Raw genomic sequence first — 23,792 nt, forward strand, 5'->3', positions numbered from 1 at the left:
CGTGCCGGCCACGTCGTGGACGATCGTGATGACCTGCGGGGTCTTGTCGATCAACCTCCTCAACGATCACCAACGGGTGCTGTCCGTGATCATGATGTGGTTCACCGCCGCGGTGTGGGTGTTCCTGACCGTCGTGCTGGCGCCACCGCTGGCGGTTCACTACGGCCGGTTGTGGCGCGAGGCGGCGCCACCGGCGGTGCTGACGATCGTGGCCGCGACCGCCGCGCTCGGCACGCGGCTTGCCCTCGGCGGCCAGCGAACCGTGGCGGCCGCGCTGCTGGTCCTGACGGCGGTCGGGTGGGCGGCCCTGTCCGGGCCGGTACTGCGCCGGTGGGCGACCCCGACGGTGGGAATCTCGTTCCTGGTCAGTGTTTCGGCGGATTCCGTGGCGTTGCTGAGCGGCACGCTCGCCGTCCCCTTCGGAGCGCGGTGGCTGTGCGTCGCCGCGTTCCTTCTGGTGTTGCTCGGGCTGTGCCTCTACACGTTCGCGGCCGCCCGGTTCGACCCGCGGCAGCTGCTCACCGGGCGGGGTGACCACTGGATCCTCGGCGGGGCGCTGGCCATCTCGGCCCTGTCCGCGGCCAGCGCCACCCGGGCGGCGGCCACGCTCGGCGTGTTCCCGCAGCACCACCACGCGCTGACGGTCGGCACCCTGGTGTTGTGGTGCGTGGCCATGGCCTGGCTGCCGGTCCTGATCGTGGTCGAGATCCTGCGGCCACGGCCGAATCTCGACCTCCGCCGGTGGGCCACCGCCTTCCCGATCGGCATGTACGCGGCGTGCAGCTTCACCGTCGGCGCGGTCGCGGGCATCGGCGGGATCGTCGAGTTCGCCCGCGTGTGGACCTGGGTGGCATTCGCCTTCACGCTGGTGCTGCTCGTCGGCTTGGCCCAACGCATCGGAAGCTCACGGCCGGGTACTACTCTCTCCGCTCCCGAGCAGCCGGCGCCCTTGCAGCACCAACAGAAGGGCGAATGACGGCACCACCAGCACCACCGCCGTGATGGCGATCGCAATGGTCGCCACGAGCGTCCCGTGCGGCGCACCCGCGTCGTTCAGCGTGAGCGTGGTGCCGGGCAGCAGCACCGGATACTGGGCGACACCCCAGCCCCAGACCACCGCCGCGACCCCGAGGGCGGCGACCACCGGAACGCCCCGGAGCCGGTCCGCCGCCAGCATCACGAAGACCGCCAGCCCGCAGACGCCGGCGAGAACGACCAACGGCAGCGCGCGTCCGGTGAGACGGTCGTACATGGCCGGGTTCGCGTCGCGCAGCACGAGCAGGGTCGCCAGCGACAGCACCCCGGCCACGATCGCGGCGATCTGCGCCCGGACGGTGAAGTACCGCTGCATCTTCCAGTCGCCGCGCACGGCCGCTTCCCGGGTCAGATAGACGGCCGCCAGGTATCCGCACGCCGCGACGAACAGGAACCCGGAAAGCAGCGCGGTCGGGCTCGTCCACGCGGACAGGCTGGCCCGATCCGGGTCGGCGGGCACGGCACCGGTCGCGATCGCGCCGATGACGGTGCCCATGAAGAACGGGGTCACCAGCGAGGAGACGGCGAACGTCGCGCCCGCCGCCCGCCGCAGCGAGAGGCCGCCCAGCTCCTTGCGGAACGCGAACCCGGCGCCGCGCAACACGATCCCGGCCACCGCCAGCCACAGCGGCAGCGCACAGGTGACCATCACGGCGGAGAAGGCATGCGGGAACGCGGTCCAGAAGATCACCAGGTCGAAGACGAGCCAGACGTGGTTGGCCTCCCACACCGGGGTGATCGATTCGTCGATCAGCGTGCGCGGGTCCGCGCCGCGCGCCGTGGTGCCGGCCATCAGGTCCCACAGCCCGCCGCCGAAGTCCGCGCCGCCGAACAGCGCGTACAGGGTGACCGAGGCGAGCAGGATCCCGCCTACCGCGTCGCCGGCCATCTCAGTCGCCCTTTCCCGGCCGCCGGCGCCGGGCCAGCGTCCGCACGATCCCGAGGGTTGCGGCGCCGAGCACCGCGTTCACCGCGAGCATCGAGCCCAGGCCCCCGGCGGCGGGTTCCGGCGCGACGCGCGGCGGCTGGTATGAGTCTGGTTCGCCGTCGGGCGGCCCGTAGGGAACCGGCTCGCCCTCGCCACGGCCCCACCGCCGGGCCAGCCCGCGCAAGATGCCGATCGTGGCGACGGCCAGTACGGCGTACAGGATCAGCATCAGGGAAAGGCTGGTGACGACGCCGCCGTTGGTGGTGGCCGCCTCCGCGGTGGTCTGCATCCGGTAGACCACCCACGGCTGCCGGCCGACCTCGGTGACGACCCAGCCGCTCTCCATCGCGAGGACCGCCGCGACCCCGCTGACCGCCCCGGCCCACCAGAACACGCGCTGCGGCGGCAGCCGGCGTCGCCGCCAGTACTCGACGGCCGCCCATAAGCCGAGCAGCAACAGCAACGAGCCGAGCCCGACCATGACGTCGAAGGACAGATGAATCAGCGACACCACCGGCGGTCGTTCCGCGGGCGGCACGCTCTCCCAGCCGATCACCCGGGTGCCCGGCGCGAAACCCACGAGCAACGAGTCCAGGTACGGGATTTTGACGCCGCCGTACACGTGCCCGTTGACGTACACCCCGCCGAGCCACTCCGGAACCTGGCGGGCGGTCTGCGGCACGTACTCCATCGCGGCGAACTTCACCGGCTGGTCCTTGGCGATCGCGCGCGCGGCGGTGTCGCCCACGAAGATCTGGAACGGGGCCAGGATGGCGGCCGGCACGAACCCGAGCGCGAACCCGGCGTAGTGATACCGGTCGCGGCGGCCGCGCAGAATGCCCGCCGCGTACACGCCCGCGACGATGAACCCGCTGACCATGTACGCGGCCAGGATCATGTGCGGCATCTCGTAGATCGCCGCGTGGTTGAAGAACACCCGCCACGGACGGATGGAGGTGATCTCGCCGTTGACGCGGGTGAAACCGCCCGGCTGGTTCATCCACGAGTTGACCGCGATGACCGACATCGCCCCGAAGACGCCGCTCAGCGCGATCGGCACCCCGGACCACCAGTGCGCCCAGCCCGGCAGCCGCCGCCAGCCCCACAGATAGATCCCGGCGAAGATGGCCTCGAGGAAGAAGAACAGACCCTCGACCCCGAACGGGAACCCGAGCACTGCGCCGTAGTCGCGCATGAGGCCCGGCCACAAAAGGCCCATCTCGAACGAAAGCACCGTGCCGGTTACCGCGCCGACGGCCACGAGCACGCCCATGACCTGCGACCAGCGCCGCGCCAGCAGCATGGCGGTCTCGTCCTTGCGCCGCAGCCCGACGAACTCGGCCAGCAGCACGAACGACGGCAGCGCGATGCCGAGGCAGGCCAGGATGATGTGGTACCCCAGCGTGGTCGCCATCTGCGCCCGCGCCGGAATCACCTCGCCGGCCTGCAGAAGTAATCCGCCATCGGCCATCGGGTCTGCTCGCTCCTCCCCTGTCGCGCGCCAGATCCGCAGCTCAGAAGTCCCCGGCGGGGCATCGGGTAAACGCGGCGCGCGGCACCGGTGGTGTGACGGTCGTCCAAGACCCACAGGGCGTTGCGGTGGCCGCGCCAGGCACGGCCTGGACCTCGGCGCCCGCACCCCGGAGGAAACCGCACTGTCGATAGCGGCGGAAATCGTCGCGGACCGGTACGGAGCGAGCGGCGCCGTCCTGACCAGCGCGTCCAGCCCCATCCATCGCCGGGACGCTCCTAAGTAGCCGATCATCCGACGTGAAGTCACCGGTTCGGCCCACTGCGTGGTGACATCGATCACGGTTGGGTACCTTGCGGACGGGTCCTGGACTGGGCTCGGCCGCCATCCTGGTCTCGACCGGTCCGTGGAGCCCGTTATGACCTATCAGTCACCATCCGGATATCCCGGGCCGCGCTCCGTCCAGCCGTACGACACCGGCCGGCATCCGTACGGTCTGCCCGCGCCACCGGAGCCGACGCCGCCCCCGCCGCCGCCGGACGAGAAGCGGCGATGGCCGTGGATCGCCGGCGGCGTCGTCGTGGTGGCGGTTCTCGGCGTGGGCCTGTTCACCCTCGTGCGCGGCGGATCGGACGCGGATCCGGACGCCGCCGGTACGACCGCCGGCGCCGCGCAGATGGGCCAGCCCGCCACCGACGGCGGGTTCCAGTTCGTGGTCAGCGGCATGAAGTGCGGCGCCAAGTCGGTGGGCGGCGACCTGCTCGGGCGGCAGGCGCAGGGCCAGTACTGCATCCTCGACCTCTCGATCAAGAACGTCGGCGGTGCCGCGCGGAAACTCGACACCATGCCGCAGAAGGCGTCCGACGCGACCGGCGCCGACTACACGGCGGACGCGGTGGCCGGCACCTACGCCAACACCGACCAGCCGAAGTTCCTGGACGACATCGTCCCCGGCGACACGGTGACCGGCGAGCTGGTGTTCGACGTCCCGCCGGCCAGCAAACTGACGTCGGTCGAGCTGCACGAGTCGATGACCAGTCCGGGCGTACGGGTGCCGCTGAAGTAACGACGGCACCCGGCCCGTCCGCTCAGGCGGCTTCGCGGTGGGCGATCACCGCGGTGGGCGCGTCCGGCGTCGTCGGGGCGGTCATGCCCTTACGCACCGCGTCCAGCAGCGCCATGCCCTGGGCGGAGAGCGAGGCGACCACGCTGTTGAGGCCCTCGGCGCCGTCCAGCACGGTGAGGTTGGCGCCCTGCAGACCCTGCGCGGCGGCCCGCAGCAGCTCCGGCAGCTGCTGGATGACGAGCTGATCCAGGGCTATGCGGTCCTGGGCGGCGGCGGCCTCGGCGGACAACTTGGTGGCGTCGGCCTGCGCCCGGGCCAGCGTGGTGATCCGTTCCGCCTCGGCCTGGGCCGGCTTGACGACCTCGGCGACCAGCTCGGCCTGGCGCAGCTCGGCGTTCTTCTGGGCGACCAGCGAACGCTCGACGAGAACACTCTGCTGCGCCTGGGCTGCGGCGAGCGGGCCGGCCTGCGCGGCGGTCTGCTGGGCGTGATCGATCTCGGCCTGGTACTTGGCCTGGGCGATGGCGGTCTCCCGGGCGTACTCGGCCTGGTATCGCATGCTTTCCTGCTGGGCCATCGAGCTGGCCTGGTCGGCGGCCGCCTGGGCCACCTTGGCCTCCTGGTTGACCCGGGCCTGGTGCGGTGCGGCGAGCGCCTTGATGTAGCCGACGCCCTTGTCGTCGATGCGGCTGATCTGCAGCGAGTCGACGTCCAGGCCGATCCGGGCCATCTCGATCTTGCTGGCGTCCACGATCGCGTCGGCCAGCGTCTGCTGCTCCCGGATAATCGCCTCGACGGTCATGCTGCCGATGATGCTGCGCAGGTGGCCGCTGAAGATCCGGCCGACCAGAATCGGCATCTGCGACTGGTCGCCCTGGAACCGGCGGGCCGCGGCGGCGATCGACTCGTGGTCGTCGCCGACCTTGAACGCGATGACGGCCTGCACCCGGACCGTCAGGCCCTGTTTCGTATAACAGTCCTCCTCGACCTCGGCCTCCTGCATCGCCAAGGTCAGCCGGGTCGCCTTGGAGAAGATCGGGGCCACGAACGCACCGTGCCCGGTGACAATCTTGAACGGGAGCGCGTCCGCGCCTCGCTGCTTACGTCCACTGATCAGAAGTGCCTCGTTGGGTGCGGGTACGCGGTAACCGAACACTGTGGTGGCCTTTCTCAGCCGATGGTGGAGTCGTGGGGCATCGGCGCCCAGGGTTCGACATCGACCTGGCGTGCTCCGCGATAGTGGATGACGAGGACGTGCGCGCCGGCCGCGATCGGCTCGTCGGCGTAGGCCAGATAGTGATGGCGAACACCCTGGGCCACGACCCGGACCTCACCGGCCCGGTCACCACCCCGGATCGCCGTGATCACCACGCCGACCTTGCCGACCAGTGCCTGACCGCGCACCGCTGCTCCTCATGCATAGCCCGCCACCGCGCGCCAACGCGCGGTGCGGCTCGTGCAGTTCAGATTGTGCACCCGTTCCGCCACCGGCGCTGCCCGTAAATCTGGTGGCCGCGATGCGATAGGTTCCCCCGTCGTGGACGAATCGATGCCGGCCCCCGCGTTCCCGATCCCCGACTCACCCGCGCCGGAGCCGGAGCCGACGCCCGCGCCCGCCCGCCGGCGCGGCCCCGGCTGGCTGGTAACCGCGAGCCTCACCGTGGTGGCGCTGCTGGCCGGGGCGGGCGCGGCGTTCGCCGGGCTGTTGCTCACCGGTTGGCGGCACCAGCCCGTGCAGCACTACTCCGTCTACGTCTACTTCAAGAAAGACGTCACCGACGCGCAGCGCGAGGCCGTCCACGCGGTGCTCACGGCGATCCCCGGCAACCGCGGCGTGCGGCTGGAGACGAGCCAGCAGGCGTACGAGAAATTCAAGGAGACCTTTAAGGACCAGCCGGAGCTGCTCGACAGGGTGACCCCCAGCGCGTTGCCGCAGTCCTACCAGCTCGAGACGGTGTCCCGGGACGACTTCGACTGCGGGCTGGTCCGGCCGCTGCGCACCATGCCCGGCATGGACCAGTACACGGTGATCCTGACCCCCCGCGCCGGCCGCCCAGGCGCCAAGATCGCCTGCTGAGCGCCCGAGCTCAGAAGCCGGTCTCAGTTAGCGGCGAACATGAATGTAACCAGCGCCTGGTTACATTTCCCACCGCGTGGTTACAGCGCTAGTTACATTTGCTCGGGATGACGGCCGTTCGGCTGTCAAGCCGCCGGTCGACCGCGCCGGAAACAAGAGCGGCACCGCCTTTCTGGGCAGCGGACTAGTTGCCGAACGGCTTTACAGCGATGAATGAGGCGAGTTCCCGGGCGTCCCGGTGTTGGTCGTACTCGCGCAACAGCGAGATATAGCGACCTTTGTCGAGATTCACCAGCTCGATCGCGACATCTGCCTGAACGGCCTGCTCAAGGTCGTAAACAGCAGCCTTGGTAATCGTCTCCCCAAGAGCAGCGCGAATTCGCGGTGTCAATGAGTCCGACTCTTCGCCGGCAATCGGCGTCTCGCCGTACCCTGGCGACAGCGACATCAGGCCTGTGGGTGGCGCTCGGCCAGGAGCCGGTCAACTTCCGGCGACCTTACATAACCTGCCGGGACGCTGCGTCGCTCAAGCCGAGCCGACGCGGCCGCTGACCGCACAGCGAATCGCTTGACGGCGTCGCGAGACACCGCGCGGCGCTTAGCATCGGCTGGACCTTCCACCGCTGGTGATCCACTACCCGCGCAAATGGCCAGGTCACAACTGCGGAATATGGCCTCGTGAGGGGTTCTCGGGTTTGCTGATCATCGACTGCGTCTTGCAAGCAGGAGTGGGGCACCCTCATCCCAGGTCCTCGAGATCTCCGGCGGAGGCGTCGTCTCGGACTCGGCCAATGCGTGGTCACGTGAGAGGATCGTGGCAGCTCAGGACGCAAAGGGAGAGCCCTGGATACCGATGTCGCGTCAACGATCCTGAGAGGTCGGCTCCATGACCGGCTTCAGGCACGATTGACCGGTAAGACACTGTGCATCACTTTCGTCACGCTCGGCAAGCCGACCAAGTGGACCGCCATGCGCAGCCGCCGATCATGGAGAGCAGCTTCGACCGGTCACGGCCTTGGGGGCGGCCGCCTACGGGCACGGCGGGAGTTCGGTCATTTCGGAGGCGATGACAGTCGGTGCACCTGACCGGCTCGACCGGTATGTTGGTGGCGCAGGGACTCATCCGAGGCACTACGGAGGGAGGCATGATGAGTGCTCAGGCTGTCGGCGCGCAGATGCCGACCCACGTGACACTGGACGACCTGGCCAGCATGGCTGTCGCTGACGAGAACCACCGATATGAACTGAGTTCCGAGGGAGTGCTGTCGGTCATGCCGCCCGCGGATCCTGAGCATGCGCTGCTCGTGTCACGGATTTTCGCCTGGTTCCTGATGAACGGCTACGACCCCGACGAGGTCGTCACGGACTGCGGTATTGACGTTGGTGGCGGACGAGTTCCCGACCTCACCGTGTGGGCGAAGGGCTTGCCGCCGCAGCGGGCGCGGTCGAGTTACGCCGGCACGGCGGGGCTGCTGCTTGCCGTCGAGGTGGTGTCAAGCGGTTCCGAAGTTGTTGACCGGATCATCAAGAAAACTGAGTATGCAAAGGCCGGGATTCCGCGTTACTGGGTCGTCGAACGCGATGGCACGGCCGCTGTGTACCGGCACACTTTGAACAAGGCGGCGAACGAGTACGACCTGGACCCCAGTGGGCCTCGGCCGCTCGCCTGGCTGCTGTCCTCGGCCCCTGATGTGTCGTAGTCGCCGCTGATGATCCTGCCGGTCGCCCCCGAGCTGTGCCAGTCGGCGGCTTGCCCACATCTCGCCTCCTGACAGTCCGACTACCTGGGCAACCACGCCAGAATCCACGGCGGCACCGCCTCGAAGAGCGATGCCGCCGCGCACTCCGTTTCTGGCTGTCAGGCGTGGATCTCGGCGGCCAGCTGCTCGGCCAGCTCCGGTGTCGCCGCCACCACCCCCGACCAGCGCCGGCTCAGGTCCGGGTCGATCTCGACGGCGCGGCCGAACGCGTCCACCACCGCGCCGCCGGCCGCCGGGACCAGCACCAGCGCCGCGGCCAGGTCCATGATGCGATGCGTGTCCGAGCCCGCGTCGGCGAACGCGTCAGTCGAGCCCTGGGCCACCAGCGCCGCCTCCAGGCAGCTGGACGACAGGATGCGGACGCGGTCGGCGCGGCGGCTCACCCGCAACCACGTTGCCTCGTTGCGCGCGTGCGGGCGCAGCAGGCTGACCGCGGCGCCGTCCAGCGCACGGCGCCCGCTCGTGCGGTAGCGCGTCGGGGCGCCGGCCTTCGCGTGCCAGCTCTGGCCGGTGTCGAGCCACGTGGTGATGGACTCGATGGCCTTGCCGTCGACCGCGACCGCCCCGGCGAAGGCGGCGAACGGCACGCCCGCGACCGCGTTGGCGGTGCCGTCGACCGGGTCGACCACCAGAGTGACCGTGGAGCCGTTGTCGATGACGCCGATCTCCTCGCTCAGCAGGTTGACCTTGTGGGCGTTCACGGCCTCCGCCACCGCGGTGTCCACCAGGATGTCCAGCCGCGTGGTGAGGGTGCCGTCGGCGCCCATCTGCACCTTCTCCTCCAGCTCCGCGCGCGGGTACCGCTTGCGCGCGTCGTTGAAGGCGGCGAACGCGGCCCGGGTGACGGCGGCCAGCGCGGGGTGGGTCCCGTCCGGGATCTCGGGCACCGGTGTCACCGCACGCCTCCCATCGACAGCACCGACCGCACGACTGGCCACGGGTGCCGCGGCTCGACCAGCACGAGGTCGGCGCGCAGCCCCTCGGCCAGGCGGCCGCGGTCGGACAGCCCGGCGACCTCGGCCGGGCCGGAGGTCACCAGGGCGACGGCGGCCGGCAGGTCCACCACGCCCTGCTCGGCGAGCATCAGGGCGGCCGCGAGCAGTCCGGACGGCAGGTAGTCCGAGGCCAGCCCGGTGACCAGGCCACGACGGACCGCCTCACCGGCCGAGACGTTGCCGTTGTGCGAGTTGCCGCGCAGCACGTTCGGCGCGCCCATCACGACCGGCAGCCCGTGGTCGCGGGCCGCCTGCGCGGCGTCGAGCGTGGTCGGGAACTCGGCGACCGCGCCGCCGCGCTCGACCAGTTCGTCGATCTCGGTGGCCGAGACCGGGTCGTGCCCGAGCAGGCGGATGCGGGCTGAGCGGGTGCCGAGCCAGGCCAGCGACTCGGCGCGCACGTCCAGCCGGGAGTCCCGGTCGGCGACGTATTTGTCGGTGTACTCCTGGGCCTCGCCGTCGGTCATCCCCTGACGGCCCTTGACCCAGCGCTCGTAGTACGCGCGATTGGCGTACTGGCCCTGCCCGGGGGTGTGGTCCTCGTGCGAGACCAGGGCGCCGTCGGGCACCAGATCGAGCCGGTCCTTGAGCGCCGCGAGCCCCTCGGGGCTGCGCACGTCCAGCCGGTACAGGATGCGGTGCTCGACGAGCGCGCCCGGGTACGTGTCGATCGTCGCGCACATCGCCTCGGCGCCCGACACGGTACGGGTGAGCGAGCGGCGCGGGTTCTCGGTGAAGCTCACGCCGTGGTACGCGGTGGTCACGCCGGCCGCCCGCAGCTTTCCCTCGAAGGACAGCATCGCGAACTCGGTGGGCAGCTCGGCGCCGGGGCGGGGCAGCCGCTCGTTCTCCAGCCCGTCGCTGTGCGTGTCGACGAGGCCGGGCAGGGCAAGCAAACCCTGACCGTCCACATCGTACGCGGTACCGGGCGTGTGCCGTTCGACGGCGGCGATCCGGCCGTCGCGGACCACGATCCGCGCGTCGTCGAGCACCTGATCCGGGAGCACGGCACGCACGTTGGCGAGCACGTAGTCCAGCGGCGGCGCGGCCAGGGTCCAGGTTTCGGTCGTCATGCTCATGCCACACCTGCCAGTACGTCGTCCGGGGTGCCGGAGCGTTCGGCGAGTCCGCCGGACATCAGCACCACCCGGGAGGCGAGACGCCGCATCGCGTCCATGTCGTGGAACACCGCGAGCACGGCGACGCCCTGCGCGGTCAGGGATCCGATGAGGTCCAGCGCGGCTTCCCGGTTGGCCGGGTCCAGCGCCGAGACCGGCTCGTCGAGCAGCAGCAGCCGCGGCGGGCGGACGGTGCCGGCCGCGAGGTTGACCCGCTGCCGTTCACCGCCGGACAGGACGCCGCAGTCGACGTCCCACAGCGTCTCGTCGAGGTTCAGCCGGCGCAGCGCGGTCGCGGCCGCCTCGCGGGCCTCCGGCCGGTCGAGCCCGCGGCGGCGCGCGGCCGCGGCGACGACCTCGAGCGGTCCGGTTCGCGGCGGAGCGGACAGGAACTGCGACACGTAGCCGATCTCGCGGCCGCGCAGCCGGGCCATCGCCCGGTCCGGCAGCCCGGTCAGTTCCACCTCGCCGGCGGCCGTGTGCAGCCACACCTGACCGGAGTCGGGCAGGTAGGTGCGGTAGACGCAGCGCAGCAGCGACGACTTCCCGGCGCCGCTGGGCCCGGCCAGCGCGACGTGCTCGCCGGCGCTGACCTCGAGGTCGACACCGTGCAGGGAGGAGACGGTGCGGCCGTCGATGGTGTGCAGGACAAAGGATTTACGCAGTTCGCGCACGGACAACACGGATGCCATGGCGGCTCACCTCCGGGCGGCGGCGACCAGCCGCTGGGTGTAGGGGTGGTGGGGGTCGTGGAAGAGCTGGTCGGTCAGGCCGTGCTCGACGACCCGGCCGAGCTGCATCACCACGGTGCGGTCGGTGAGCGCCTCGATGACCGCGAAGTCGTGGCTGACCACGACGGCGGCGACGTCCCGCTCGGCGAGCAGCCCGCGGAGCAGGTCGAGCACGCCGGCCGCGACCGAGGCGTCCAGGCCGGTGGTCGGCTCGTCCAGCAGCAGCACCGGCGGATCGGTGGCCAGCGCCTTGGCAATCTGCACGCGCTGGCGCATGCCGCCGGAGAAGGTGCGCACCGGGTCGTCCATCCGCGATAGCGGGACCTCGACGCGTTCGAGCAGTTCCGCGGCCCGCCGCCGGATCGCGTGGAAGCCGCGCCAGCCGGCCGCGGTGAGCTGCTCGGCGATGTTGCCGCCGGCGGTGACGCCCAGGTTCAGTCCCTCGGCCGGGTCCTGGTGCACCACGGCCATCCCGTCGATGCGCAGCTTGCGGCGTGCCATGTCGGGCAGTCGCAGCACATCGGTGCGGCCGTCGTCGACGCCGGCCAGGTACACCTGTCCCGCGGTGGCCGGCTGATCGCCGATCACACAGCTCAGCACCGTCGACTTCCCGGATCCGGACTCGCCGATCAGGCCGAGGGCTTCGCCGGGCGCCACGTCGAACGAGACGTCCCAGGCCGCGACGACCGCACGGGTGGCCGGGCTGATCGCGGTGCCGTACTCGGGTCCGGTGCCGGCGACCGCGTCCGCCCCGCCCGCGCCGTGCACCTTCCCGATCCCGGTCACCCGCAGCGCCCACTCCGGCCCGCCGGTCACTCGCGCCGGCGGAACCCACGGCTGCACGTCGGCGCCTTGCGCCATCCGCGCCGCCGGATCGGGCAACAGATCCAGCGGTGCATGGTCGCGGTGATTGCTCAGGTCCGCGTCCTTTTCCCGTACGCGTGTGCACCATTCCGTGTCACTGCAGACGTACCCGCCGTCGGTGCCGGCGTCGACCAGGAACACGTCGTCGCTGCCGCACAACTGGCAGCGCGCACCCGGGGCGTGCTCGACTTCGAACGGCACGTCGTCGAACGCGAGCGGCGCCACGTCGGTGTGCGGCGGGATCGCGTAGATCTTCTTCTCCCGCCCGGCCCCGAACAGGTTCAGATGCTCGGCCTGGTGCAGCCGCGGCACATCCCACCGGGGGATCGGGCTGGGGGCCATCACGTACCGGCCGTTGACCAGCAGCGGGTACCCGCCACTCTTGGTGATCAGCCCGTTGCGGACGAGATCCTCGTACAGGCTGACCCAGATCTTGGCGTAGTCGGCCTCGGCGTGCATGCGGGCGGCCTCGGCCACCGACTTCTCGACGCCACGCAGCGGCTCCGGCACCGGCACCTGGAACACCAGGATGTGCTGCTTGCTGAGCACCTCCTCGGGAACCCGGTGCCGGGTCTGGATGACGGTGGCCTCGCGCGAGTCCGCGGTCGGCTCGGCCCCGGTGCTGAACGCGATCATGCGGCGCAGGTTCGTGGCGTTCACGCCGGCGTCGTCGCCCTGGTCGATCACCTTGATCGTGTCGGTGGGCCCGATCACCCCGAGGGTGACCTGCAGGCCGCCGGAGCCCCAGCCGCGGGCGACCGGCATCTCGCGCGATCCGAACGGCACCTGGTATCCGGGCACGCAGACCGCGGTCAGGATGGCCCGCCGGATCTCTCGTTTGGCGCCCTCGTCGAGCAGGCTGGTGTCCTGTTCGAGTTCGGCGACGAGATCCATCGTCGAGGTCGGCATCAGAACTCCTTCGCGAACTGATCGGCGAGTCGCACCGCCGGGACCGCGCTGGTCTCGGCGACCACCCGCATGGCCTGCTTGCGCTCGACGATCGACCGGAACGTCACGTAATGGGGCAGCTTGAGGTGCTCGAGGAAGCCGGCCGAGTCGAGCCCGTCCACGGTCAGCAGCAGGAGCTGCTCCAGCGGGCCGCTGCGGCCGAACCGCCGGTTCGCGATGTCCATGCTGGCCATCGCGATCGCCTTGCGCTCGTTGTGGCCGAAGCACAGCCCGTACCCGACGTCGAGCTTGGTCCGGTCCTCGTCGGGACCGTCGAGGTTCTCGATCGCCTCGGCCTCGGTGACCCGGAACTCGCCGACGTCGACCGGGTTGCCGGTGTGCGGGTGCCGCACCCGCAGCGGCAGGCGGCCGTGCCGGATCTCGCCCATCGTCACCTCGTGGACGTGGCCGTCCGGCCCGAGGATCGAGCGGTACCACATCGCGACCAGGCCGCCGGTCTCGGCGCGCGCCATCGAGGACAGCACCGCGGAACGCGCGGCCGGCGGCCTCGGCGGCTTGCGGGTGATGTCGACCGGTTCCGGGTCGTCGCGACGCCGCTGGTCGGTGACGAGGTCCAGCTTGCGGAGCAGGTCGAGGAACCGGCCGGGGCGGCGCTGTCCTTCGGTGCGCTCCCGCACGTCGCGGGGCTCGCGCGGCTGCGGCTCCGGCCGGTCCGCGGGCTGCTCCAGCAGGCGGCCGGTGTAGTCGGTGGTGCGGCCCAGCAGCTGGGGTCCCTCCGGCGCGCGGTAGGCGGGCACGATCCGGCGCAGCACGATCATCTCGTCCGGGTCGGTCGGTTCGCTGACCGCCAGCCGGGGCAGCGTGGTCCGGTGTGCCCGCACCAGGTGCGACGCCTCCAGCGGGTCACCTTCGGCCTGCCGCAGCGCCGCCGCGGCGGTGGGCTCGTGGTAGATGCCGCCCTCGCCCATCACCCGGTCGACCGCGAGGCGGAACCGCGCGGTGATCTGGCCGGTCGGCGCCCACGGCGCGTCGGCCTGGTCCCGGGCCCGCCGGACCAGGTCCTCCGCGGCGAGAATGGCCTCCAGCCCGCCGCGTGCTCCCGAGTACCCCATCAGACATCCTCCTTGTCGATCGTGGTGCTGCGCGGAATGCCGGCCATCCGCCCGTCCGGGGTGACCAGCAGCAGGTCGAGGCCGGCCCGGCCGGACACGATGCCATCGAGCCCGGCCAGCCGGGCGATCCCGGACACGCCCGGGCCGGACAGCGTCCAGCCGGTGCCCTCCAGTTCCGGCACCGAGAGGCTCACCAGCGCGCTCTCCTCCGGCGCGAACGCGCTGCCCCGGGCCATCGCGCGCAGTTCGCCGGGGGTCACCGTGCGAGTGGCGGCGACGAGCCGGGCCTGCCCGAGCGGTGCCGCAGGCGCGGAGGTGGCGGTGCCGACGATCTCGGCCCAGCCCTCGTCGTCGTCCAGCACGGTGATCGGTGTGCCCAGATCGGCCAGCGACAGCATGGGCAGCAGCGCCGCCGGCGTCAGGTCCAGCCGTTCCTTCGGCAGCGCGACCACCGTTCCCGGCCGGGCCAGCGCGTCGAGCACCGCCCGGAACACCTGCCAGGACTCGTCGGGGCGCAGCGTGCTCGCCGCGATCCGGTCCAGCAACACTTCGGTCATGTCAGCTCCTCGAACTCGACGATCGTGGGGGCCAGCTCCGCCCATTCCGCGGCGTCGCGCTCGGCGCGGCGGCGCGCGACCTCGCGGCACAGCTGCTCGACCCGCGCCGACCGCGGTCGCGCCCCCTGGACCTCGGCGTCCAGCACCGCGGCGGCCAGCGTGGCGGCCCGGTCGTCGCCCATCCGGATCGACCAGCCGCGGTGCCCGGCCAGCTCCACCTCGGCCCGGCAGGCGAGCACGTCGCCGAGCAGGAACCGTTCCGCGAGCACCGGCTCACGAACCTGCGCGGCGATCACGCCCACCTCGGGCCCGGACAGCACCCGCAGCGGGACGCCGTCGGTGAGGCACTCGTCGGCCAGTGCCACGAGCTCCTCGGTCTCCGCCTCCGCCAGCAGCCCACACCGCTGCTCGCGGGTCATCACTTCAGTCAAGGCCCCTCCCCTACCTGTTCGCGGCCGTGCGGCATCGCCGCCGGTCGCGTAGCGACCGGCGTCACACCGTCACGGGAGCTCTTACTGGTCGGTCATCTCGACGACCATGCGGACCGCGTCCGCCCTGGTCCAGCCGTTGTTGCACATCAGAGCCCGCCCGCTGTCGGCGTCCCGGCTGAGGCTCTCGATCAGGTAGACCATGGTGCTGGCCTCGATGCGCAGCTCCCGCGTCACCACCGGGGGTGGCACGTCGAGGCTCACCCGGCACCACGCGCGTACCGGCAGCACCTTCCCCATCTGGCGCAGCACGAGGTCGATCGAGTCGACCGCGTGCAACGCCAGATCGAGATCGGCCACCACGTCGACCGGGACCCATTCCTCGTTGAACCCGGCCAGCAGTTCGTTGATGTAGAACTCCCGGACCACCCGGTGCACCGGATCGCCCGGCCGGCGTTCCAGCCGTTCGGCGATCGGCGCCGGCATCGCCACCCGATCCGCCGCCCGCACCACCGACCGGGGCGTCGCCCCGGCGGCGGCCACGGTCGCGTGCCAGGACGGCAGACGGCTGCGCGAGATCACGTAGTCGATGCGGGAGTTGACGAACGTCCCGGCGCCCTGGACCCGGCGGACCAGCAGCCGATGTTCCAGCTCCTGCAGCGCCGCCCGGGCCGAGGCGCGGCCGACTCCGAACCGGTGGGCCAGCTCGGGTTCGCTGGCGACCTTGGTGCCCGGTGCGGAATCGGCCAGTTCCGCCGCCAGCGTCTCGGCGATCTCCAGATACCTGGTCATGCACGCTACGGTGCTCGCCAAGACTTGTACGAACAACGCACGGATACGAACTTCCCAGATTTCTTAGGTGAACAACAGAGGCAGTTGTTCCCCCCGGCAGAATGACGTTTTCGCTGGCAAATAAATTGTTCGAAATATCGGTGGTCCCGCGGCAATCACCTTTTACGAATCGGATCGCCATGCCTGCCGCAGAAGGGGCTCGAAATACGCCAGGTCGTGCGTCGGCGCGCCCGGCACCTTGGCCGCGTCGTCCCAGCGGCGCAGCATGGCGGCCTCCCGCGCCCACGGATGCGCCTCGAACTCGGCGACCTCGTCCGTGGTCATCGGGCCGCCCTGCTTCTCCAGCGACCGCACCGAGGCGGGGCTGAGCCCGTCGAAGTAGGCGGGGTCGACCACCACCAGGTAGCGCTTGGCCGGCACGTGCCGGCCGACCAGGAACGCGGCCCGCTCGCCGAGGTGTTCCGCGCAGAACGCCGCGCCGGCCACCTCGTGCGGCTGACCACGATAATGCCTGGCCACGGCCCCGAGGCGGCCGATGTCGTGCAACAGCGCGGCCAGGACGACCTCGGTGTCGGCACGGTACGCCAAGGCGTGCTCGGCCGCCTGCAGGGCGTGCTCGAGCTGGTTGATCGCCTCGCTGCCGTATCGGCCTTCGGCCTCCCGCAGCGTGTCGAGGGTGTCCTCGACGGTGAAGGTTGTCGTCATTGCGAACTCCTTAGTCATCGAACGACGCGAGTCATCGAACGACTCGGCGTATCCCCAGTGCCAGCAACTCCACGACCATTACCGTCCCGAACGTCAGCACCACGATGGCCCCGATGACGTCGTATTCCAGGACGCGGGACGCTTCGAGAAGCTGGAACCCGATGCCGCCGGCACCGACGATGCCCAGCAGCGTGGACGAGCGAAAGTTCTCGTCGAACTGGTAGAAGGTGTGCGAGACCACCGCCGGCGCGGCCTGCGGGAGGGTCGCCGTGACGAACACCTGGAACCGCCCGGCCCCGGTTGCCCGCAGGGCCTGTTCGACGTCGCGGTCGACCTCCTCGAGCGAGTCGGCGACGAGCTTTCCCATGAACCCGATCGTGGAGAGGCCCAGGGCGAGAGCCCCGGCCACCGGGCCGAGACCGGTGATCACCACGAAGACGATCCCCAGAACCAGCTCCGGGATCCCGCGGATACACACGATCAGCACTCGGAAGTACCGGGCGGCACGCGGCGCCACGTTGCGCGCGGCCAGCGCCCCGAGGGGCAGCGCCAGCACGATGCCGATCAGCATCGAGGCGAGCGCGATCTTGATGGTGTCCCACAGCGCGGAGAACAGGCCGGGGACGAACGACGGCGGCCAGGACTGCGGAAGGATGCGGCCGAGGGCGGTGAGGGCACCGGCGACCTGGCCGGGCGAGATATGAGCGCCCCAGACCGACGCCACCACGATCGCCACGGTGAGCAGAACGTAGAAGGCCTTCCGGATTCGGGCGAAGGTCCATTGCGGGCTGATCTGGCCCGATGTCCGGGCCAGCGGTGCGGTGGTCTTCGGGTGCAGCATCGCCCGCCGGATCGCCCCCGACATCAGCTCGACGATGATGCACAGGACGAGCACGATCAGCGCCAGCGCGATGCCGGTCGGATAGTCCAGCGTCTGCAGCGAGTTCGAGATCTCGAACCCGAGCCCGCCGACGCCGACGAAACCGAGCAGCACCGACGTACGCAGGTTGATGTCCACCCGGTGCAACGCGGTCGCCACGAAGGCCGGCATCACCTGGGGCAGCACCCCGGTGATCAGTTCCTGGAAGCGACCGGCGCCGCCCGCGCGCACCGCCGAGCGTGGCCCCTCGTCGATCTTCTCGATGGCGTCGGCGTACAGCTTGCCGACCATGCCCACCGAGTGCAGACCCATGGCGAGGATGCCGGCCAGCGCCCCGAAGCCGAAGACGCCGAAGAACAGGGCGGCCAGCACGACGTCCGGGATCGCGCGGGCCACCGCGATGACGGCCCGCGCGACGTAGCGCACGATCGGGTGCGGCGTGGTGTTGGCCGCTGCCAGCACCGCGAGCACGACACTGATCACGACGGCCATCGCGGTGCCGCAGATGACGATGGCCATCGTCTCGCCGGTGAGCCGCAGTACCTCGCTCACCGGCGGGAAGGTCAGCGGGAACGCCCGGCCGGCGAAATCGACGGCGTTGTGCGCGCTGTCGACCAGGGTGGCGACGTTGATCTGCAGATCGTCGAACGCCCATACCGTCAGGCCGAGAAACGCCAGCAGCACCAGAGCGGCGACCACCGAGCGGATCCTGGGACGGTGCAGTGTCGCCAGCCGGGGCCCCGGACGCGTGAGCGTCGTCATCCGCTCGCCGCCAGGGCGCCGCGCCCGTAGATCTCGGTGGCCGCCCGGTGGTGGTCCACGTTGCCGGCCTTCTCGTCCAGCACGACGTTGCCGGAGCGCAGCCCGACGATCCGGTCGGCCCAGGACAGCGCCAGTTCCACCTGGTGCAGGCTGCACAGCACGGTCAGGTGCTGTTCGCCGGCGATGTCGCGGATCAGGCGCATCACTTGCCCGGACGACTCCGGGTCGAGGGACGCGACCGGCTCGTCGGCCAGCAGGATCTCCGGCCGCTGCATCAGTGCCCGCGCGACCGCGACCCGCTGCTGCTCGCCGCCGGAGAGCGTGTCGGCCCGCTGGAAGGCCTTCTTGGCGAGGCCGACCCGCTCCAGGTGGCCGAGTGCTTCCAGGCGCACCTTCTTCGGATAGGTCATCAGGCCGAGCCGGGGGCCGCGCAGCCGGCCCAGCTCGCCGGTGCAGACGTTCTCCAGCACCGACAGGCTGCCGACGAGATGGAACTGCTGGAAGACGAAGCCGATCCGGCGGCGCAGCTGCCGCAGCCGGGTGCCGCGCGCCCGGTTCAGGTCCGTGTCCAGCGTGACCACGTTGCCGGCGTTCGCCTTGTGCAGTCCGTCCACGTGCCGCAGCAGCGTCGACTTGCCCGAACCGGACAAACCGAGCAGCACCACGGTCTCGCCGGGGTCGACGTTGAACGAGACGTCGTCGAGGGCGACCGTGTCACCGAAATGCTTGGTGACCTTCTCGAACCGGATGGCGGTCATGGCGTCGTGCACGCCTTCGCCTTGGTGATGTTGCAGACGTCGCGCACCGGCTGGTAGAACGCGTCGTTCACCGCGGTGTAACCCCAGTCGCCAGAGTCGTCGATCGCCTTGCACCCGGCACCGGTGCACAGGTTGTTGGCCTTGAGGTAGTCGACGTTGGCATGCTCCTGGAACGCCGTCGTGATCTTCTGCTTCAGGTCCGGCGAGAGGCTGTCGAGGATCGCCATCGGGGAACCGGGAATGGTGGTCGACTTCCACACGACCTTCAGGTCGCCCGGCTTGATCAGGTGGCGCTGCGGCAGCAGGGTGTCGACCATCGAGTCGTAGGCGAAACCGGCCTGGCACTGCTTACCCTTGGCGACGGCGATCCCGGACGAGTCGTGCCCGCCCGCGAACACGATCTTGATGTCCTTCTGCGTGTTCACCCCGGCCTGGGTCAGCCCCGCGGTCGGATACAGGTAACCCGACGTCGAGTCCGGGTCGACCATGCACACGGTATGGCCCTTGAACTGCGCCAGGTCCGTGATGGTCGAGTTCTTCGGGACGATGCCGTACGACTGGTAGCCCGGCTTGTCGCCCTTGTTCAGGATCGAGGACGCGACCGGGCTCACCTGGACGCCGGTGTTCTTGGCGATCACGTAGGACAGTGGCCCGTATCCGCCGATGTCGACCTTGCCGACGCGCTGCGCCTCGATGAGCGCGGCGTAGTCGGTGACCGGCGTGAACTTGACCTGCTTGCCGGTGTCACGCTCGAGCACCTTGATCAGCGGCCCGTAGTCGGTCTCGGCAGTGGTCGCGTTCTCACTCGGGACAACCGCGAAAGTCAGGACGGCGGGGTCACTTCCGCCGCCGCTGCCACCACTGCCGGCGGCGCTCGCGCTGGTTTTAGCCGCGCTCTGCCCACATGCGGCCAGCAACACCATCACTGCTCCGGCGAGCGCGACCGCACCTCCCCACCGCTTGCTCATATGTCCTCCAAGACGTTTGAATTCGGGGAAAGACTCAAACGCTGGTTCACCCATACCGCGACGCCCGGGTTACACGCGGCGAAACGCACACCGTTATCTCGCGGCAAACGACCGGACAACTTGACGATCGATCAAAAGACCTGGTCGATGATTCGTCGCGGCAATGTGACTCACGCGACCCGGGACATTTCACAAAGAAATGTTTCTCGAAGATAAGCGGTGGCGCGAAAGGCGCGCTATGGCCGTGCGGCCCGCGGCGGCCGCGGCGGCAGCGGCGGAGCCGGGGGCGGTGGTGGTGCGGTTGGGGGCGGGGCCTTGGCGTACGGGATGAATTTCGCTCGCAGTGAACGCCGGAAGACGGTGGCGGGCGGCTTGGTTGAGGGGCGCGTAACCAACTTCTCGGAGGTGCTCACGTGAGCAGCAAAAAACTCCCCGTGTTGTTCCTCGATGACGTCGTGCTGCTCCCGGGCATGGTCGTCCCGGTCGAGATGGACGAAGCGGCCCTGGCCGCCGTGGACGCGGCCCGCACCTCCGCCGGCTCCGAGCTGTTGATCGCTCCGCGGCTGGAGAACCGGTACGCGTCGTACGGCGTGGTGGCGAAGGTCGAACGGGTCGGCAAGGTCCGTGGTGGCTCGCCGGCCGCGGTGTTCCGGACCGGGGTGCGCGCCCGCATCGGCATCGGCGTGACCGGGCCCGGCGCGGCACTGTGGGTCGAGGCCGACGAGGTCGAGGCCGCGACGCCCGGACCGGATGCCGGCGAGCTCGCCGCGGAATACAAGCAGCTGGTGGTCACGGTGCTGCAGCGTCGTGAGGCGTGGCAGGTCATCGACTCGGTCAGCGCCATCGACGACCCCGGCGACCTGGCCGACACCGCCGGCTGGGCGCCCTACCTGTCCGGTGAGCGCAAGCTGGAGCTGCTGGAGACTCCCGACGTGGAGGCCCGGCTGCGGCTGCTGATCGAGTGGACCCGCGATTTCCTGGCCGAGTCCGAGGTCAGCGACAAGATCGAGACGGACGTCCGCGAGTCGGTCGAGAAGCGCAACCGCGAATACCTGCTGCGCGAGCAGCTCAAGGCCATCCGCAAGGAGCTCGGCGAGGGCGAGGCGGACGGCAACGACGACTACCGCGCCCGGGTCGAGGCGGCTGCACTGCCGGACGACGTGCGCGAGGCGGTGCTGCGCGAGGTCGGCAAGCTGGAGCGGGCCGGCGACCAGAACCCCGAGGCGGGCTGGATCCGCACGTGGCTCGACACGGTCCTGGACCTGCCCTGGAACGTGCGCACGTCGGACAACGTGGACCTGTCGGCGGCGCGCGCGGTGCTCGACGCCGATCACCACGGGCTGGACGAGGTCAAGGAGCGCATCGTCGAATACCTCGGCGTTCGCGCCCGCCGCGAGTCGCGTGGCCTGTCGGTCGTCGGCGGCCGCGGGTCCGGTGCGGTGATCCTGCTGGCCGGTCCGCCCGGAGTCGGTAAGACGTCGCTGGGTGAGTCGGTCGCGCGGACGCTGGGCCGCAAGTTCGTGCGGGTCGCCCTGGGTGGCGTGCGCGACGAGGCGGAGATCCGCGGCCACCGCCGGACGTACGTCGGGGCTCTGCCCGGACGCATCGTGCGGGCGATCCGCGAGTCCGGCTCGATGAACCCGGTCGTGCTGCTCGACGAGGTCGACAAGGTCGGCAGCGACTACCGTGGCGACCCGGCGGCGGCGCTGCTGGAGGTGCTCGACCCGGCGCAGAACCACACGTTCCGCGACCACTACCTGGATCTCGACCTGGACCTGTCCGACGTGCTGTTCATCGCGACGGCGAACGTGCTGGACACGATCCCGCAGGCGCTGTTCGACCGGATGGAGCTCATCTCGATCGACGGCTACACCGAGAGTGACAAGGTCGCCATCGCCCGTGACTTCCTCGTGCCCCGGCAACTCGAGCGGGCCGCGCTGTCGGCCGGCGAGGTGACGGTCACCGAGGACGCGCTGCGCGAGATCGCGGCGAATTACACCCGAGAGGCCGGCGTACGTTCGTTCGAACGGCTCCTCGCCAAGGCGTTCCGCAAGGTCGCCCTGCGGGAGCTGCCAGTCACCGTCGACGCCGCCTCGCTGAAGGACTTGATCGGGAAGCCGAGGTTCATGCCGGAGTCGTCCGAGCGGACCGCCGTCCCGGGCGTGGCCACCGGCCTGGCCGTCACCGGAATGGGTGGCGACGTGCTCTACATCGAGGCGTCGCTGCTGCCCGGTGACAAGGGCGGCCTGTCGGTCACCGGCCAGCTCGGCGACGTGATGAAGGAGTCGGCGCAGATCGCGCTGTCCTACGTGCGGGCGCACGCGGACGAGCTCGGCATCTCGCCGGAGCAGCTCGACCACCCGATCCACCTGCACGTGCCCGCGGGCGCGGTGCCGAAGGACGGGCCGTCGGCGGGCGTCACGATGACGACCGCGCTGGTCTCGCTGCTGCTCGGCCGTAACGTCCGGGCCGAGGTCGGGATGACCGGCGAGGTCTCGCTGACCGGCCGGGCGCTGCCGATCGGCGGGCTCAAGCAGAAGCTGCTCGCCGCCCAGCGGTCCGGGCTCACCGAGGTGTACGTGCCGAAGCGCAACGAGCCCGACCTGGACGAGGTGCCCGCCGATGTGCTGGCGGCGCTGACCGTGCACGTGGTGTCCGACGTGCGGGAGATCCTCAGCACGGCGCTGGAGCCGGTGTCCGCCGGACTGGTCGCGGCGGCCTGAGGCGCGGGCCCCGGCGGTTGCGAAAACTGTTCGCAACCGCCGGGGCGCCCCACTCTGGTACCGGCCGCTCCGGTTACCGTTGACCACTATGACGACCTACTCCGGCCCGGCGCGTCTGACGCTCTCCGACGGCACACGCGTATCCGGCATGGCCTCACTCAGCACCAACCAGCGCGGCGGCATCGACGGATGGGGCGGTACGTTCCGCCCGGACCAGATCAGCGCGGACCTCAAGAACGCGACCGACGGCTTGTCGCTGGAGCTGCCGTACGACCAGATCGGCGCGGTCGAGGTCACCGGCGTGCGGAAGCTGCTGGCGACACAGATCCTGATGCAGCTCGCCGGGAGCGGACCGGCACCGTTCTGACCGTCATGCGCGGCGGAATCGTCGGCGAATCCCGGTCCGTATACGCCCCGATTGCCGGGTGCTCGACAAGCTGTTCCAGTCGCCGAAGCCGTTGCTGGAGAAGAAGTATCACGTGGTGTCGGTGGACGTCGGACAGTTCGACAACAACATCGACTTCGCGTCCGACTTCGTGGATCTGTCGGCCAGCGGGATTCCGGCGCTTGTGGTGCTTACCGGGGACGGCGATATCCGGGTGGCGACCGATGATGGGTCGTTCTCGCACGCGCGTGACATGGACAACGCCGAGGTTAACGCCTTCCTGAGCAAGTGGGCGGGTTGAGGCGCTCGCGGGTCGGGGCGGTCGCTGTCGTCGTGGGTCTCGTCGTTGCCGGATGTGCCCGGCCGACCGCTGGGCCGGCATTCGACGGTGGCGTCACGGTTGCGGCCCGGGTGGACGGTGATCTGCTGCGCGTTGCGTTTACGCCGCGGGCGGCCGGGTTTCATCTGTACAGCGTGGACCTGCCGGTGGGTGGTGTGGACGGTCTCGGGGTCGCTACCGCGGTTTCTGTTCGAGGTGGATTGCGGGCGGCCGGTAAGCCTCGCGCTGATCAGCCGGTCAAAGAGCTGAGCATCGAGAAGCTTGGCGTGCGGCTGCCGGTCTATCCGGACGGGGCGGTTACGGTGACGCTTCCGGTCACCCGGGTGGGTGATGGCCGCGAGGAAGCGGTTGTCACGTATGCCGCCTGCAGTGTGACCGTGTGCCTGCCGCCGGTGCGGGAACGGGTTGTCCCCGTGGTGGCGTGAGGT

At 70.3% G+C, this 23,792-nt stretch carries 25 protein-coding genes; 8 read left to right on the forward strand and 17 right to left on the reverse strand.

From position 1 onward, the window contains the following. The first annotated feature begins 1 nt into the window (after position 1). Positions 2-976 carry a hypothetical protein gene (locus tag HH310_RS02000; protein ID WP_169173610.1) on the forward strand — a complete coding sequence of 325 codons (975 nt, stop codon included), beginning with the start codon at positions 2-4 and terminating at the stop codon, positions 974-976. Here the strand turns inward: HH310_RS02000 and HH310_RS02005 are convergent. Further along, positions 905-1,924: a cytochrome d ubiquinol oxidase subunit II gene (locus HH310_RS02005; RefSeq protein WP_169173611.1), complete on the reverse strand. Its 1,020-nt coding sequence runs from the start codon at positions 1,922-1,924 to the stop codon at positions 905-907. The two genes, HH310_RS02000 and HH310_RS02005, sit on opposite strands and share 72 nt — an antisense overlap. A gap of 1 nt (position 1,925) precedes the next feature. Continuing rightward, positions 1,926-3,434: a cytochrome ubiquinol oxidase subunit I gene (locus HH310_RS02010; protein WP_169173612.1), complete on the reverse strand. Its 1,509-nt coding sequence runs from the start codon at positions 3,432-3,434 to the stop codon at positions 1,926-1,928. A 418-nt stretch (positions 3,435-3,852) separates the two neighbouring features. Here HH310_RS02010 and HH310_RS02020 point away from each other — a divergent pair, with 418 nt between their 5' ends. Then, positions 3,853-4,500 (forward strand): DUF4352 domain-containing protein, encoded by a 648-nt coding sequence (locus HH310_RS02020; RefSeq protein ID WP_169173613.1) that lies wholly within the window; start codon positions 3,853-3,855, stop codon positions 4,498-4,500. Between the two features lie 22 nt (positions 4,501-4,522). Here HH310_RS02020 and HH310_RS02025 read toward each other — a convergent pair whose 3' ends face one another. Both HH310_RS02025 and HH310_RS02030 read right to left on the reverse strand, forming a co-directional pair. Further along, a complete protein-coding gene (locus HH310_RS02025; RefSeq protein ID WP_169173614.1) occupies positions 4,523-5,656 on the reverse strand; it encodes a flotillin family protein in 1,134 nt (377 codons plus the stop codon). A 14-nt stretch (positions 5,657-5,670) separates the two neighbouring features. Further along, positions 5,671-5,904: an NfeD family protein gene (locus HH310_RS02030; protein WP_169173615.1), complete on the reverse strand. Its 234-nt coding sequence runs from the start codon at positions 5,902-5,904 to the stop codon at positions 5,671-5,673. A gap of 133 nt (positions 5,905-6,037) precedes the next feature. Between HH310_RS02030 and HH310_RS02035 the strand changes: the two genes are divergently transcribed. Then, positions 6,038-6,577: a permease-like cell division protein FtsX gene (locus HH310_RS02035; RefSeq protein WP_169173616.1), complete on the forward strand. Its 540-nt coding sequence runs from the start codon at positions 6,038-6,040 to the stop codon at positions 6,575-6,577. Positions 6,578-6,761: 184 nt separating this feature from the next. Here HH310_RS02035 and HH310_RS02040 read toward each other — a convergent pair whose 3' ends face one another. Next, positions 6,762-7,025, reverse strand: coding sequence for a hypothetical protein (locus HH310_RS02040; RefSeq protein ID WP_169173617.1), 264 nt, complete (start codon positions 7,023-7,025; stop codon positions 6,762-6,764). A 697-nt stretch (positions 7,026-7,722) separates the two neighbouring features. On the opposite strand from HH310_RS02040, the gene HH310_RS02045 reads away from it, so the two are divergent. Further along, a complete protein-coding gene (locus tag HH310_RS02045; protein ID WP_169173618.1) occupies positions 7,723-8,277 on the forward strand; it encodes a Uma2 family endonuclease in 555 nt (184 codons plus the stop codon). A 158-nt stretch (positions 8,278-8,435) separates the two neighbouring features. Here the strand turns inward: HH310_RS02045 and HH310_RS02050 are convergent, their stop codons facing one another. The 12 genes from HH310_RS02050 to HH310_RS02105 all read right to left on the reverse strand — a co-directional run bounded on the left by HH310_RS02050 (position 8,436) and on the right by HH310_RS02105 (position 19,916). Then, the gene (locus HH310_RS02050) at positions 8,436-9,233 is read right to left on the reverse strand and encodes an inositol monophosphatase family protein (RefSeq protein WP_211191618.1); all 798 of its coding nucleotides are present in this window, start codon (positions 9,231-9,233) and stop codon (positions 8,436-8,438) included. Next, positions 9,230-10,405, reverse strand: coding sequence for an alpha-D-ribose 1-methylphosphonate 5-triphosphate diphosphatase (locus HH310_RS02055; RefSeq protein ID WP_211191619.1), 1,176 nt, complete (start codon positions 10,403-10,405; stop codon positions 9,230-9,232). Before HH310_RS02055 ends, HH310_RS02050 begins: the two co-directional genes overlap by 4 nt. 2 nt (positions 10,406-10,407) lie before the next feature. After that, on the reverse strand, positions 10,408-11,142 hold the full coding sequence (locus HH310_RS02060; protein WP_169173621.1) for a phosphonate C-P lyase system protein PhnL: 735 nt from the start codon (positions 11,140-11,142) through the stop codon (positions 10,408-10,410). Between the two features lie 6 nt (positions 11,143-11,148). Next, positions 11,149-12,954, reverse strand: coding sequence for an alpha-D-ribose 1-methylphosphonate 5-phosphate C-P-lyase PhnJ (locus HH310_RS02065; protein WP_211191620.1), 1,806 nt, complete (start codon positions 12,952-12,954; stop codon positions 11,149-11,151). Continuing rightward, positions 12,954-14,066 carry a carbon-phosphorus lyase complex subunit PhnI gene (locus tag HH310_RS02070; protein WP_169173622.1) on the reverse strand — a complete coding sequence of 371 codons (1,113 nt, stop codon included), beginning with the start codon at positions 14,064-14,066 and terminating at the stop codon, positions 12,954-12,956. Before HH310_RS02070 ends, HH310_RS02065 begins: the two co-directional genes overlap by 1 nt. Beyond that, positions 14,066-14,623, reverse strand: coding sequence for a phosphonate C-P lyase system protein PhnH (locus tag HH310_RS02075; RefSeq protein WP_169173623.1), 558 nt, complete (start codon positions 14,621-14,623; stop codon positions 14,066-14,068). The genes HH310_RS02070 and HH310_RS02075 overlap by 1 nt, the downstream gene beginning before the upstream one ends. Next, on the reverse strand, positions 14,620-15,045 hold the full coding sequence (gene phnG / locus HH310_RS02080; protein ID WP_312033788.1) for a phosphonate C-P lyase system protein PhnG: 426 nt from the start codon (positions 15,043-15,045) through the stop codon (positions 14,620-14,622). The genes HH310_RS02075 and phnG overlap by 4 nt, the downstream gene beginning before the upstream one ends. Positions 15,046-15,135: 90 nt before the next feature. Then, entirely contained in the window at positions 15,136-15,843 is a 708-nt protein-coding gene (locus tag HH310_RS02085; protein ID WP_169173624.1) for a GntR family transcriptional regulator, read from the reverse strand. 162 nt (positions 15,844-16,005) lie between these two features. Next, positions 16,006-16,548: an HD domain-containing protein gene (locus tag HH310_RS02090; protein WP_169173625.1), complete on the reverse strand. Its 543-nt coding sequence runs from the start codon at positions 16,546-16,548 to the stop codon at positions 16,006-16,008. A 31-nt stretch (positions 16,549-16,579) separates the two neighbouring features. Further along, positions 16,580-18,127: a phosphonate ABC transporter, permease protein PhnE gene (phnE, locus tag HH310_RS02095; RefSeq protein ID WP_211191622.1), complete on the reverse strand. Its 1,548-nt coding sequence runs from the start codon at positions 18,125-18,127 to the stop codon at positions 16,580-16,582. 59 nt (positions 18,128-18,186) lie between these two features. Further along, positions 18,187-18,960 (reverse strand): phosphonate ABC transporter ATP-binding protein, encoded by a 774-nt coding sequence (gene phnC, locus HH310_RS02100; protein WP_211191623.1) that lies wholly within the window; start codon positions 18,958-18,960, stop codon positions 18,187-18,189. Then, positions 18,945-19,916 (reverse strand): phosphate/phosphite/phosphonate ABC transporter substrate-binding protein, encoded by a 972-nt coding sequence (locus HH310_RS02105; RefSeq protein ID WP_169173627.1) that lies wholly within the window; start codon positions 19,914-19,916, stop codon positions 18,945-18,947. Before HH310_RS02105 ends, phnC begins: the two co-directional genes overlap by 16 nt. Before the next feature lie 470 nt (positions 19,917-20,386). Here HH310_RS02105 and lon point away from each other — a divergent pair, with 470 nt between their 5' ends. The 4 genes from lon to HH310_RS02125 all read left to right on the forward strand — a co-directional run bounded on the left by lon (position 20,387) and on the right by HH310_RS02125 (position 23,789). Further along, complete coding sequence (gene lon, locus HH310_RS02110; protein WP_211191675.1) at positions 20,387-22,639, forward strand: endopeptidase La; 2,253 nt, start codon at positions 20,387-20,389, stop codon at positions 22,637-22,639. Between the two features lie 88 nt (positions 22,640-22,727). Beyond that, positions 22,728-23,006, forward strand: a complete 279-nt coding sequence (locus HH310_RS02115) for a hypothetical protein (protein ID WP_169173629.1) — start codon at positions 22,728-22,730, stop codon at positions 23,004-23,006. Positions 23,007-23,064: 58 nt separating this feature from the next. Next, entirely contained in the window at positions 23,065-23,325 is a 261-nt protein-coding gene (locus tag HH310_RS02120) for a hypothetical protein (RefSeq protein WP_169173630.1), read from the forward strand. A gap of 110 nt (positions 23,326-23,435) precedes the next feature. Beyond that, on the forward strand, positions 23,436-23,789 hold the full coding sequence (locus HH310_RS02125; protein ID WP_169173631.1) for a protein-disulfide reductase DsbD domain-containing protein: 354 nt from the start codon (positions 23,436-23,438) through the stop codon (positions 23,787-23,789). Positions 23,790-23,792 lie beyond the last annotated feature (3 nt).

The sequence above is a fragment of the Actinoplanes sp. TBRC 11911 genome, assembly GCF_012933445.1.
Lineage (GTDB): Bacteria > Actinomycetota > Actinomycetes > Mycobacteriales > Micromonosporaceae > Actinoplanes.

Excerpts from the sequence above, each read along its gene's own strand:
- HH310_RS02005 (WP_169173611.1), bottom strand. The coding sequence starts at position 1,924 with ATGGCCGGCGACGCGGTAGGCGGGATCCTGCTCGCCTCGGTCACCCTG.
- HH310_RS02010 (WP_169173612.1), bottom strand. The coding sequence starts at position 3,434 with ATGGCCGATGGCGGATTACTTCTGCAGGCCGGCGAGGTGATTCCGGCG.
- HH310_RS02020 (WP_169173613.1), top strand. The coding sequence starts at position 3,853 with ATGACCTATCAGTCACCATCCGGATATCCCGGGCCGCGCTCCGTCCAG.
- HH310_RS02040 (WP_169173617.1), bottom strand. The coding sequence starts at position 7,025 with ATGTCGCTGTCGCCAGGGTACGGCGAGACGCCGATTGCCGGCGAAGAG.
- HH310_RS02045 (WP_169173618.1), top strand. The coding sequence starts at position 7,723 with ATGATGAGTGCTCAGGCTGTCGGCGCGCAGATGCCGACCCACGTGACA.
- HH310_RS02055 (WP_211191619.1), bottom strand. The coding sequence starts at position 10,405 with ATGACGACCGAAACCTGGACCCTGGCCGCGCCGCCGCTGGACTACGTG.
- HH310_RS02060 (WP_169173621.1), bottom strand. The coding sequence starts at position 11,142 with ATGGCATCCGTGTTGTCCGTGCGCGAACTGCGTAAATCCTTTGTCCTG.
- HH310_RS02065 (WP_211191620.1), bottom strand. The coding sequence starts at position 12,954 with ATGCCGACCTCGACGATGGATCTCGTCGCCGAACTCGAACAGGACACC.
- HH310_RS02070 (WP_169173622.1), bottom strand. The coding sequence starts at position 14,066 with ATGGGGTACTCGGGAGCACGCGGCGGGCTGGAGGCCATTCTCGCCGCG.
- HH310_RS02075 (WP_169173623.1), bottom strand. The coding sequence starts at position 14,623 with ATGACCGAAGTGTTGCTGGACCGGATCGCGGCGAGCACGCTGCGCCCC.
- HH310_RS02085 (WP_169173624.1), bottom strand. The coding sequence starts at position 15,843 with ATGACCAGGTATCTGGAGATCGCCGAGACGCTGGCGGCGGAACTGGCC.
- HH310_RS02090 (WP_169173625.1), bottom strand. The coding sequence starts at position 16,548 with ATGACGACAACCTTCACCGTCGAGGACACCCTCGACACGCTGCGGGAG.
- HH310_RS02105 (WP_169173627.1), bottom strand. The coding sequence starts at position 19,916 with ATGAGCAAGCGGTGGGGAGGTGCGGTCGCGCTCGCCGGAGCAGTGATG.
- lon (WP_211191675.1), top strand. The coding sequence starts at position 20,387 with ATGGTCGTCCCGGTCGAGATGGACGAAGCGGCCCTGGCCGCCGTGGAC.
- HH310_RS02115 (WP_169173629.1), top strand. The coding sequence starts at position 22,728 with ATGACGACCTACTCCGGCCCGGCGCGTCTGACGCTCTCCGACGGCACA.